Annotated in this window: 2 protein-coding genes and 1 other annotated feature; both genes read right to left on the bottom strand. The window is 29.2% G+C overall.

Features of this window, described 5'->3' with window-relative positions; all coding sequences use genetic code 11:
• Nucleotides 1–172: 172 nt before the first annotated feature.
• The gene (gene ilvC, locus MR593_RS03210; RefSeq protein WP_290686864.1) at nt 173–1159 is read right to left on the bottom strand and encodes a ketol-acid reductoisomerase; all 987 of its coding nucleotides are present in this window, start codon (nt 1157–1159) and stop codon (nt 173–175) included.
• A 249-nt stretch (nt 1160–1408) separates the two neighbouring features.
• The gene (locus tag MR593_RS03205; RefSeq protein WP_290686862.1) at nt 1409–1627 is read right to left on the bottom strand and encodes an ACT domain-containing protein; all 219 of its coding nucleotides are present in this window, start codon (nt 1625–1627) and stop codon (nt 1409–1411) included.
• 124 nt (nt 1628–1751) lie between these two features.
• Nucleotides 1752–2008: a binding site (T-box leader), on the bottom strand.
• Between the last annotated feature and the right edge of the window lie 58 nt (nt 2009–2066).

The following is a 2066-nucleotide window of genomic DNA, read 5'->3' as shown; positions in this document are numbered from 1 at the left end:
TTTCTGAATATTCTGAAATTATATGAGACAATACTAAAATTCTTTTTGAGAGCAACTATATATTTTTTATGTTGCTTTTATCTATTTTAGTTTTTTATAGCATATTGGAAACTATATAATTATAATTTCCAATATGCTTTTATAAGCTTTTACTATTTTCTATGTAAATTATCTATTTTAAGAATGACATCATGCTTCTTAATTGTCTACCTGTTTCAGATATTTGAGCACTGTATTGTTCTTCTCTCATAGCATGGAATTTCTTGCATCCAGTTTCACATTCTTCTATGAATTCTTTAGCGAATTTACCGCTTTGTATATCAGCTAATACTTCTTTCATAGCTTTCTTAGATTCTTCCCCTATAACTCTCTTACCTGATACATATCCACCGTATTCAGCAGTTTCACTTACTGAGTAGTTCATTGCTTCAAGTCCACCGTTGTACATTAAGTCAACTATTAATTTCATTTCATGTAAGCATTCGAAGTAAGCTATTTCTGGTTGGTATCCAGCATCTACTAATGTTTGGAATCCAGCTTTTATTAATTCTTCACATCCACCACAAAGAACAGCTTGTTCACCGAATAAGTCAGTTTCAGTTTCTTCTTTGAAAGTAGTTTCTAGTACACCAGCTCTAGTTCCACCTATACCTTTAGCATAAGCTAAAACTGTTTCTTCAGCTTTACCAGTGTAGTTTTGATATACTGCGAATAAATCTGGAACACCGCTTCCTTCTTTGAATACGCTTCTTACTAAGTGACCTGGTCCTTTAGGAGCAACCATTATAACGTCTACATATTCTGGTGGAGTTATATATCCAAAATGTATATTAAATCCATGAGCAAATGCTAATGTTTGTCCTTCTTTAAGATTATCTTTTATACTTTCAGCGTATACTATTCTTTGAACTTCATCTGGTAATAGACACATTACTATGTCACTTGCTTTAGTAGCATCTGCTACACTTACTACTTCAAATCCATCTTCTTTAGCTCTTACTGCTGATTTTGATCCTTCATGTAAACCAACTATTACGTCTACACCACTATCTCTTAAGTTTTGTGCATGTGCATGGCCTTGACTACCATATCCTAATATTGCTACTTTTTTCCCTTTTAAAGCATCCATGCTTACATCTTTGTCATAAAACATTCTCATTTCTGAAAATCCCCCTTGTTATTTATATATATTAATTATTTTTATTGATAAATCTATAAAAATAGAATATCCAAATCAGTTACCTAAAAATTATTAATTATTTACCATTTAATTTAACATATTATAAGTATAAGATATTATATATCAATTTTATATATTTTTCAAACAATTTTTTAAATTTTTATTATTTTTTGTATTTTATTTTTGTTAATATTTTGACTATTTTATATTTTTAGATTATTCAAATTATTATTGAACTTGTAAATCTGTAACATCATATAATTTTCTCATGTGATTTACTACTTCTTGTAAAGATGTTTCATCTTCATTTATTGTAAGGTACATTCCTGAATTTTCACTATTCATGCTTATTGCTTCTACTGATAACTCTTTTCTTCTTAATGTCATGGCTACTCTTAAAAATGAATCCATACCTTGATTTAATTTTGCATATACATTTCTCTTCATAATATTTACCCCCTATAAATTCCTTTGAAATTAGTTAAATTTTTAATTGGTTTCAAATTGTGTGCTTATAGGAAATTTTGCAATAAAAAAAACCTTCTTCCTATATAAGCAACACTTTATCACTCATAAGGACGAAAGTTATATTCCGCGGTACCACCTTATTTATAGCCATATAATAAATGACTATCCCTCATTTTTTCTAGTCAGAGCTAATCTTAACTATAGCTATGTAACGTTAGCGAACGTCCATATTTAATAAGTCACCCGTTCAATATGGAAGCTAGGAGTGATCATTATATGTTCAAATTAACATCGGCTCTCAGCACCACCGACTCTCTGTAATTAATCAACGAACATTTTTGTCTCCGTCAAAGCTTTTATTTGTTTGTTTTTCATTTATTATACTTATATTATATTCAGATTGTAATTTAATGTCAAC

The organism is Intestinibacter sp. (assembly GCF_022780145.1).
Lineage (GTDB): Bacteria > Bacillota > Clostridia > Peptostreptococcales > Peptostreptococcaceae > Intestinibacter.
This window is presented reverse-complemented; position numbering and strand designations above follow the sequence as displayed.